Genomic DNA, 10,494 nt, shown 5'->3' on the forward strand with positions numbered 1-10,494 from the left:
AGGAACATAGGCTGCTCCGGATTTTAATACTCCTAAAATAGCAATCAGCATATGTTCTGAACGTTCCAGACATAGTGGAACCAGATCATCCGGCTGAAGTGCATGGGTTTTTATCAGGTAGTTCGCCAGGCGGTTCGAACGTTCATTAAGCTCTTTATAGCTCAATTTAACTTCTCCATAAACCAAAGCAATTGCGTCAGGAGTTCTTGCTGCCTGAGATTCAAATAACTCAGGAAGTGTTTTATCTGAATCAACAGACGCTATCACATTCCAGGATTGGATGATTTTTATTTGATTATCAGAAGCATAAGTAAGTTTGTCTGATGTGATTTTCTTATTTTTAAGGATCTGATCTAAAAGAGTTTCCATTCCTTCAATCAACTGCTGCATCGTTTGTTCTTCAAAAAGAACGCCTTCATAGTTGATCTTAACGGTTACACTATCTCCCTGTTCCGAAGCCATTATCCCCAAAGGATAATCAAGCTTCTCCACAGAGTCCATGAATACAAATCCTAACTCATTACCCTCACCTCCCTTAGGTACCGGATAGTTCTCATACACAAATAAACTGCTGAAAATCCTGCGTCCATCATGATGCAACGCTGCAAGGTTAGTGTCACTGTGTGTATTGAGCTCACTGATCCTATTCTGAATCTCGGTAATCTGATCCACAACTCGCCCATCTTCATGGCTCACAATCAATGGCAGCGTGTTGATATATAATCCCGCTGAAGATTCTATCCCATCAACCGGTAAGCTTCTTCCTGAAACGGTTGTCCCTACAACACTTGTCCCTAGGCCACTGTAAATATTCAGCTGCTTATGCCACAGGTATTGAAGTACGGCATTCACCGTAAAGCCATGCTCTTTGGTAAAGGTCTTCAACCTATGGTACTGATCTCCCACAATCTGCATTTTTATATGCTGATGATCCTGGATATGACGGTAAGTCCCTAAATCAATATGACGTTGGTCCTCTTTTACTAAACTGCTCAAATCTTCCTGGTCTTCCAGTAAGCTCATATAGCTATTCCAGAACTCTGCACTGTCCTCTTTGTGGGATTGAAGGTACTGCTGGGTTAAAGCATACGCAGAATCTGCTGCCGGGGAGAGAGCCTCTCCTTTAAGCTGACTCAGGTAATGATCATGAATGCTATTGAGAATGACAGGCATACTCCAGCCATCCAGAATTGCATGGTGGTTGCTGAATAAACAGCTGTAGTGGCGATCTCCTCTTTTGAATAGATACACCCTGAAAAGACTTCCTCGGGTCAGATCATACACCTCAAAGCGATCCTTCTGTGTGATTTCTCCGATCAGGGTTTCCTGAGCCTCTTTACTCATTCCACTGATATCCTGGTAGCGCCAGTCTACTTCCCCTTCTTTATCGATGATCTGCACGATCTCGTCATTCCAGTCAAAACGAAGTCTCAACGATGGATAAGCGGCCTGGGTGCATTTCCAGGATTCTTTTAGCTTTTCTTCATTGATATTACTATGGTAGTCCCACATCAATTGTACCCGGTAGGCATCATCTTCATCTCCCTGGTTCAACGCATGGTACACAAAGCCTTCCTGCAAACTATTGGCTAAATAAATGCCTTCGATTTCGCCCTTCTCCTGGATCCCAAATAGCTGTTCCTGTTCTACGATATAGTCTATATCGGATGGAGTCAGTATGCTTTTACTTTCCTTTGAAAGCTGATCTACAATAGTTTCTATATTGGCTTTCAATCGTTCTGAAAAGTGATTAATCTCTTCTTCACTCAGGTAACCAGTAACACCAAAGCGTAATTGTCCATCCACAACAGCTCCATTGATGCTGATGTAATGGCTGTCACGGTTATTGATTCCTACACCTAATCCACTGTCTTCAGCTGCTATAAACCAACTCTTCTCTCCGGAGAGATCTTCCTGGTCTAACTGCCCAAGATAATTAAAGCTGATCTTAGGCAAGCTTATCTCTGTATACCCAACCAGGCTACCATAACCCACTCCGTTGTTTGGAATACGTCTCAGGGATTCTTTGGTCAACACCACCGTATCCGAAAGGTCTTTCCCTTTCTCCAATAGTAAAGGATACATCGTGGTAAACCAACCTACAGTTTCGGTAATATCCAAATTCCCAAAGACTTCTTCACGACCATGACTCTCCAGCAATATGGAATGGCTTTCCTCTCCGGTTAATCCTGAAAGCGAAAGGGATAACGCTGAGAGAAGAAGATCATTGATCTGGGTATGGTACGCATGATGTGTCTTTCTGATAAGTAATCCGGTCATTTCTTTGCTCAGGATGAGATGACCATGATGATAATCTTTACCTATGAAACGGCTCAGCGTAGTATTATTAGATTCTACGGTTTCCGCCGTTGTATTCCAGTATAAAAGTTCCTGTGCCCGGGATTCCGGATTTTCTGTTTTATAGCTTCGTACAGCTTCCACCCATTGTCTGTAGCTTGTTCCTTTTACATGACCTGTAATATATTCTGTATCTCCTTTTTCAAGAGACTGGTAAATATTCTTTAAGTCTTCGGTAATAATCCTCCAGCTTACGGCATCAATGATCAAATGGTGAAGGGCAAAGTAAATCCTTGCACTGCCATCTGCATAACCACTGATATAACCGATCTGATACAATGGTCCGTTTTCAATATCAAAGCCGGACTGCCACTCTGTAAATACATGAGAAAGCTCTTCTGGATTTAATCCGGAAGCATCCAGATAATTGACTGAAGGGATTTCTGGTTTTCCATATTGCTGAATGGACTTTCCATCTTCTCTACGATATTGAAGTCTAAGTGCATCATGTCTTTCCACTAAATGATGGATGGAGGTTGCCAGTAATTCTTTATCAAGCTCTGGCACATTGATCAAAAAGGCCTGATTCCAGTGATTGAAATCTACAAGATAACCTTGTTCTTTCTGGCTGAAGAACCATTCCTGAACAGGAAGTAACGAAACTCCTCCTTCTAATATACCTTGCTCGGAAAGGATATGTTCTCCTTTTGTCTGTTTCTTTTCTTCTATGAGTAACGACAATGATGATACGCTGCGGGCCGTAAAGACCTCTTTTACACTTAGTCTTACTTCTAATTGTTGTCTGATTCTTCCTACCAGCTGAATACTGATGATACTGTCTCCTCCTAAGCGGAAGAAATCATCTTCGATACTGATCCCTGCAACATCAAGACCCAAAACATCACCATAGATCTGGCATAGTTTAGCCTGAAGATCAGTTTTAGGAGCAATATAATCTTTGCTGCCCGTAAACTCAGGTTCCGGAAGTTGTCTTCTGTCAAGCTTTCCATTGATCGTTAATGGCAAGGCCGTTAAATGTACAAAAGCACTCGGTACCATATATTCCGGTAAGCTCTCAGAAAGATATTCAGAAAGAAGATTGGAATCAATCTCTGCATCTGATACATAAAAGCCTGCAAGGTATTTTAAGCCTGCTTTATTTTCTTTGGCCAGAACGGCTACCTGACGGATACTAGGGTAATGAAGCAGGGTATTTTCAATCTCCCCTAATTCAATTCTGTAGCCCCGGATTTTTACCTGGAAGTCATTTCGACCTACATATTCCAACTCGCCATTAGCCAACCAACGTACCAAGTCTCCCGTTTTGTATAAACGGCTGTTTTCGCCTTTTCCTTTTTGGGATAATGTCTGGAATGGGTTTTCAAGGAAGCGTTCCTCAGTTAAATCCGGACGGTTTAAGTACCCTCGTGCAATTCCGGCTCCTCCTATATAAAGCTCACCTACAGCTCCAACCGGAACTGACCGCATATGGTTGTCCAGTACATAACTTGTCATATTTCCGATAGGTCCTCCGATATTTAATGGGTTTCCATCTTCATTATAGTGATGCAGTGTTGCACAAACGGTTCCTTCCGTAGGACCATAAGCATTAATGATATCTACTCCTTCAGCCTGATAAAGAGCCATCAATTGCGGATTTGTTACATCTCCAGCTACGACAAGCTTTTCTAAAGGCAGAATATAATCTTTGGTTAAAAGAACAGGCGGTATAGTGGCAATACGGATATGATTGGTTTCTATATACTGTTGTAAAGCAGCAATATCGGTCTGTTTTTCTTTGTCTAGCAAATAAATACTGTGACCGTGAGTAATCACAGGGTACAACTCCCATACATGGGCATCAAACACGTAATTAGCATACCATAGACAATTTTTGGAAGCTGTTCCCTCAGAAATAAGATCCAGATCTTTAGCAAACTGCTTGATCAGATTGGAAACACCTTTATGTTCAATCATTACTCCTTTAGGAAGTCCTGTTGTACCACTGGTGTAGATGACATAGGCCAGATTATCTGAATTCACCAGGGTAACAGGATTACTTGAATTTGTGAGTTCAAGCTGTACTTTAATGTTTACCTCATCTAAAGCGACAAAATCTACCCCCACATCTTCCAGCTTTTCGGCTGTACTTTCCTGACCTAAGACAAGTTTTGCCTCAGTATCCTGAAGAATATGCTTTATTCTGTCTGCAGGATAAGAAGGATCCATCGGGGCATAAGCTGCACCCGACTTCAGAACTCCTAACATTGCAATCAACATTTCCTCAGAACGATCTAAACATAAAGGAATAATATCGTCAGGCTGAAGATTGTAAGTTTGGATAAGATAATTGGCCAAACGATTTGCTTTCTCATTCAGGTCTTTGTAGGACAATTTAATATCCTGATAGACTACAGCAATCTGATCTGGTGTCTTTAAAACCTGATCTTCAAAGAGCCTATGAATGGTTTTTTCAGATGAATAATCAGAAACGGTATTATTCCAATCCTCTGTCATCTTTTTATAATCGCCCTCTTCCAGAAGATGAAGATCATTGATTCTGGTATTTTTAGCTTCTGCATCACTCATCTGGGCCAATTGCTCCAGAAGCAACACATAAGTATCTTTTAATTTTATAATGGTATCTCCATTGAAAAGAGATACAGCATAGTTAAACATTCCACGGATGTTTTCTTCCCCATCATCTATCATAGTGGTTAAATCAAACTTCGCGGCCTGATAATCAATTTCTCCCTCAAAAGGATAAAATAAAGTTTCGTGATCATCAGAATTTCTTCCGAAACTCTGAAGTCCAAACATCACCTGAAAGACAGGATGTCTGGAGGTATCCTGTTCTACACCCAATTCCTCCACCAGCTTCTCAAACGGAAGATCCTGATGAGACTGGGCTTCTGTAACCGATCTTGAAACCTGAAGGATAAAGTCTTTAAGGCTTTGCTCAGGATCAATAGTCTGTCTCAAAGCAAGTGTATTGACAAAGAATCCGATCATGTCCTCAAGACCTGCATGGTGACGGTTGGCAATTGGACTTCCCAGTACAATATCGTTCTGTCCTGAATACGCAGAAAGCATCAGGTAATATCCACCTAGCATGACACTATTCAGACTTATCCCCAAATCTTTGGAAAGTTTTCTCAGACCAGAACCCGTCTCAGAAGAAAGATTAAAGTATATACTACCCCCTTCATAAGAAATATAGGGAGGTCTTTTATGATCTAAAGGCAAATTGAGAGATTCTAAACCGTCAAGAGTCTTTTTCCAGTAATTGATCTGTTTTTCCAATACATCTCCGGTAAGATAGTTACGCTGCCATAGCGCAAAGTCTTTGTACTGAATCTTTAAATTGGGTAGCAGAGAATCCTTACCGGCTACAAGAGCTTCATAAACTGCCTGTATTTCCTTTAAAAATACATCTATTGACCAGCCATCAAAAGCAATATGATGAACAACTACAGACAGGTAATAATGCTCTTTCAACTTGAAAACATTAATATCCAAAGGGAGTTCTTGCTCCAAACGGAAAATCTTGTTGGCCGATCTGTTTATATTCTCCTCCAATTCTTCCCTTGTCTCTACTTCTGTAATTGTAAACTCAGGAATAAGATCTGTAACCACCTGGTAACTCATTCCCTTCTCAGTAGTTCGAATCACCGAACGAAGTACTTCATGGCGCATTAACACCGATTCTATAGACTTTTGAAGAAAATCCAATCTTATTTTTTCTCCTAGGCTGAAAGCCATCGGAATATTATAGGCACTGCTTCCTCCCTCAAAAGTTTCTATAAACCATAGTCTTTCCTGAGCAAACGACAGACGTTGCTCTTCAGGTGAAGAAAATACAATTGGTACAATAATTAGCTGCTCATTGACTGTGGAGTCTGATTCCAGCACCGAGCTCAAAGATGCAATGGTTTTATGGCTGAATACGGAAGCCACCTGAATCTGGAAATCCAGCTGATTCCTGATTTTACTGATCAACTTGATCGCCATGATACTGTTCCCCCCCAATTTGAAGAAATCATCATGAATGCCAATCGTATCCGTATTTATTCCCAGTATCTCTCCATAAATATGACAAAGTTTTTCCTGCAGCTCATTCTCTGGTGCCGCATATTCCATACTTGCTGTAAATTCTGGTTCGGGAAGCTGTCTTCTGTCGAGTTTTCCGTTCATTGTTAACGGAAGATACTCAAGGTATACATAAGCATTAGGAACCATATATTCAGGCAATGATTCTGCTAAGAATTCCGAAAGCACGGAAGATTCTATAGGAGCATCAGATACATAATATCCGGCAAGGTACTTCATGCCGGCAGTATTTTCTTTAGCCAGTACAACAGCCTGGCGAATCCCCGGATAGCCCAGTAGTGCGGTTTCTATTTCTCCCAGCTCAATTCTGTACCCACGAATTTTTACCTGGAAGTCATTACGGCCAAGATATTCCAGATCACCATTGGAAAGATATCGAACAAGATCTCCGGTTTTGTATATTATATTATTTTTTCCTCTGCTTTTCTGTACTTGCGTTTGGAAAGGATTCGAAATGAATCGTTCAGCAGTCAGGTCCGGTCTGTTCAGATATCCGCGGGCAATACCGTCTCCACCAATATAAAGTTCACCTACAGCTCCTACAGGAACCGGGCGATAAAGATTATCAAGCACATAAGCCGACGCATTCCCAACAGGGCGTCCAATCAAATGTACATCTCCATGATATACCTGTTTATAAGTAGCATAAATTGTAGCTTCAGTAGGTCCATAAAGATTGTAAAGAAGGGTCTGTTCAGACCAGTATTTTCCGGTTTCATAATCGCACGGTTCTCCCGCATAGAGCAATCCTTTTAGGTTCGGATACTTTATTTTTGGAAGTACGGATAGCATTACCGGAGGTAAATAAGCATAAGCTATCTGATGATCCAAGAGATACCTGCTTATTGAATCTGCATCCTTTTTAGTAACCTCATCAAGCAAATGCAACTCATTTCCAAACAATAAAGTATTGAAAAATTCTGATACAGATACGTCAAAAACATAGGATGTATAAGCTGTTATTTTCTCTCCTTCACTGAATCCGTATGCATCTCTTACCTGATTCACCACATTCACCACATTTCTATGCTCTATCATTACTCCTTTAGGCATTCCGGTGGTTCCACTGGTGTAGATAACATAGGCAAGATGGTTAGGCTGAGTTGTCGTCACCGGATTTTTAGGATCTATTTTACCGGTAAAGGTTCTGAATGTTTCTTCATCAATAGATATTCCGGTTACATGGTCCAGCCTTCTTACTTTTTCTAAAGTCCTTTCCTGAGTAAGAACTATTTTTGCTCCGGTCTCATCAAGAATATGCTTTATCCTGTCTGCAGGGTAAGCAGGGTCCATAGGTACATAAGCTGCTCCGGTCTTTAAGACGGCTAAAACTGCAATCAGCATATCTTCCGAACGCTCTAAACAAAGAGGAATAAGATCATCTGATGTAAGCTTATAGTTTTCAATAAGATAATGAGCCAGTTGGTTCGCTTTCTGATTAAGTTCACGATAAGAAAGCTTATTATTCTGATATACTACAGCTATTTGATCAGGTGTTTTTTCTACCTGATCTTCAAATAACTGATGAATTGTCTTTTCTTCAGGATATGCAATTCCAGCCGTATTCCATTCTCCTGTTATTTTTTGATGATCTTCTTTTGTTATAAGGGTCAGATTCTTTATGGAATTGTTTTCTGTTCTATTTCCAATGTTAACAAGCTGTTTCAGGAAAAACAAATAGGAATCCATCATACGCCTAATCGTTTCATTGCTGAAAAGGGACACTGCATAATTGAAAATTCCCCGGATCACATCCCCATGGTCATCAATCATCATGGTCAGGTCAAACTTTGCTGATTGATAGTCTATATTTCCATCAAAGGGTTGAAGCACTGCTTCATGGTTTTTAAAAGAAGTTCCGCCATCAAAGCTTTGAAGCCCAAACATTACCTGAAAAACACGGTGTCGGGACATATCCTGTTCTACACCAAGTTCTTCCACCAATTTCTCAAATGGAAGGTCCTGATGAGACTGTGCTTCCGTTACGGATTCAGATACCTGAAGAATAAAGTCTTTGACCTTCTGGTCAGGATTAATTTTCTCTCTTAAAGCCAGCGTATTGACAAAGAACCCTATGATATTTTCGAGTCCCACATGATGACGATTGGCAACAGGGCTTCCCACTACAATATCATCCTGCCCGGAATAGGCAGATAACATCAGATAGTAGCCACTTAGCATCATACTGTATAAACTCACTCCGAGATCTTTTGAAAGATTTCTCAGTTCTGATACAAGATCTGCGGGCAGGTCAAAGTATTGGGTTGCCCCTGCATAAGAAATATGGGCAGGTCTTTTAAGATCCAGAGGAAGATCCAGTGTTTGGAAACCATCAAGTTTATTTTTCCAGTAAACGATTTGTTGATCGAGTCTTTCCCCTGTAAGATAATCCCTCTGCCATAATGCAAAGTCTTTGTACTGTATTTTTAATTCCGGTAAATCAGGATTTTTCCCTTCAGAAAGAGACTGATAAATGCTGCATAATTCTCTGATAAAAATATCTGTAGACCATCCGTCAAAAGCAATATGATGAATCACAACAGACAGATAATTGCGGTTCTCCAGATTGAAAATATTAATGCTCACCGGAAGCTCTTCTTCCAGATGGAAAACTTTGTTTGCTGCATGGTTAATGGCTTCATCAAGCTCTTTTCTGGAGTCTACTTTTCCAGTATAGATAGGAAGTTCCTGCCCGGTTATAACCTGATATCCTTCTCCGTCTTTTGTTGTACGAATGAGACTTCTCAACACTTCATGGCGTTGAGTCAGTGTTTCAAAAGATTGCTGAAGAAGTTCCATTTGAACATTTTCACCCAACATGAAGATCATCGGAATATTGTATGCATTGCTTCCTCCTTCATAAGTTTCTATAAACCAAAGTCTTTCCTGTGCAAAAGACAAACGCTGTTCTTCAGGTGATGATACTATAACAGGGTTGATGACAATCTCTTCCGCCTGATTGTTTTCTCCGTTGAGTATATGAGACAATGATGCGACTGTTTTATGGCTGAATACCATGGCCACATTCACCTGAATATCCATCTCTTGTTTGATCTTACTGATCAGTTTGATCGCCATGATACTGTTTCCTCCTAATCGGAAGAAATCATCATGGATACCAATATGTTCAGGAGCGACGCCTAAGATTTCTCCATAAATCTTACACAGGTTTTTTTGTTGTTCATTTTCAGGTCCGGTATATTCTCTGTCTCCACTGAATTCAGGTTCAGGAAGCTGTTTTCTGTCTAGCTTACCGTTAATGGTCAATGGTAAAGAGGTGAGATGAACAAAGACACTCGGTACCATATATTCCGGTAAAGAGGAGGATAAATACTCAGTAAGGAGTTCATTATCCAGCTCTCCGGCTGATACATAATATCCGGCAAGGTATTTCATCCCCGCATTGTTCTCTTTGGCCAATACCACTGATTGTTTTACTCCCGGATATTGAGACAATCGGTTTTCGATCTCCCCAAGCTCTATTCTGTAACCCCGGATCTTGACCTGGAAGTCATTTCTGCCAATATATTCTATATTGCCATCAGGAAGCCAACGCACAAGGTCTCCCGTACTGTACAATCTTCCATTTTCTCCATTCTCTTTCTGTTCTTTCGTTTGGAAAGGGTTAGCAATAAAACGTTCTTCGGTCAGATCAGCACGGTTTAAATAGCCTCTTGCTATTCCCATCCCTCCAAGATGAAGCTCACCTACGACTCCTACAGGGACTAAACGATGGGAAGCATCCAGCACATAAGCTGAACTGTTTCCTAGAGGACGACCAATCAGATGAACATCTCCATGTTCCACCTGTTTGTAAGTGGCATAGATCGTTGCTTCGGTAGGGCCGTAAAGGTTATACAACACTTTCTCCTCTGACCAGTATTTTCCGGTTTCGTAATCACAAGGCTCTCCTGCATACAACAAACCTTTAAGGAATGGGTAAGACACACGCGGAAGAACAGAAAGCATCACCGGTGGTAAATAGGTATAAGCAATTTCATGAGAAACTAAGTATCTGCTAATGGCATCGGCATCTTTCTTCATGTCTTCATCCAACAGGTGAAGTTCGTTGCCATACAGTAAACT

At 40.8% G+C, this 10,494-nt stretch carries 1 protein-coding gene; it reads right to left on the minus strand.

Annotated elements, in window-relative coordinates:
* Positions 1 to 10,494, minus strand: a 10,494-nt coding sequence (locus BW964_RS22080) for a non-ribosomal peptide synthetase (protein WP_076510751.1), incomplete at both ends; no start/stop codon positions are given.

The organism is Chryseobacterium shigense (genome assembly GCF_900156575.1).
GTDB lineage: Bacteria > Bacteroidota > Bacteroidia > Flavobacteriales > Weeksellaceae > Chryseobacterium > Chryseobacterium shigense.